Source organism: Bacillota bacterium (genome assembly GCA_033549065.1).
Classification (GTDB): Bacteria; Bacillota; Dethiobacteria; order DTU022; family DTU022; genus JAWSUE01.
Map to the genome: position 1 here is coordinate 1 of JAWSUE010000048.1, position 668 is coordinate 668.

The 668-nt window shown below is 52.4% G+C and carries 2 protein-coding genes; both read right to left on the reverse strand.

Annotation, left to right across the window (positions count from 1 at the left end; genetic code table 11):
• The coding region (locus SCJ97_11690; GenBank protein MDW7740690.1) for an NAD-dependent epimerase/dehydratase family protein at nt 1-334 on the reverse strand (334 nt) is incomplete at its 3' end.
• Nucleotides 335-356: 22 nt separating this feature from the next.
• A partial coding sequence (locus tag SCJ97_11695; GenBank protein MDW7740691.1) for a hypothetical protein occupies nt 357-668 on the reverse strand: 312 nt, incomplete at its 5' end.

A 668-nucleotide genomic window follows, 5' to 3' on the forward strand; every position in this document is an offset into this window, starting at 1 on the left:
GTATATTATGGTGGGTATAGTCGGCAAATTCCTCGCCCCAGCTGGCCCGCACCCCGGCCTGGGCTGCCTGGTGAAATATCCACTGCACATCATCCAGGATACTCTGATCCAGTTCTGTAATATCAGCACGGATGATCTCAAAGTCGGGTCGCTCCATCAGGTCGATTATATTTTTCTCCTTGATCTTGTGGTCGTAATAGTCGGTGAAGCAGTCGACCCCGATAACCCGGCAGCCCTCATCCAGCAGCCGGTGTGCCAGGTGGGAACCGATGAATCCGGCTACCCCGGTCACCAAGCAGGTTTTGCTCTCCGGAACCTTAAACTGTTCTTTCACCGATTTCGCCTCCGATCAATTGTCAGAAAATATAATTAACTAATGTGTCCCCAAATTCTTCGAGCTGCAGGTAGTAGGTTTGGCCGCCGTCAGCGCTGAAGTATTCGCCCTGCAAGGAATAGTCAAATATGGCGTCGGCTTCGAGGCGTTCGCTGGCGAACAGGGTCAGGGCTGTGATCTGATTGAAGGTCAGGTCGGTCTGCACATGTTCCCGATATGCGGAATAGGCCGGGATTACGTAGCGGAAGAGACCCATATCCTGAAAATATTCAAATGTGGCCAGCAGCAGCGCTTTCTGGCGTCTCATCCGGTTTAAATCGTCCCGGGCATCTTC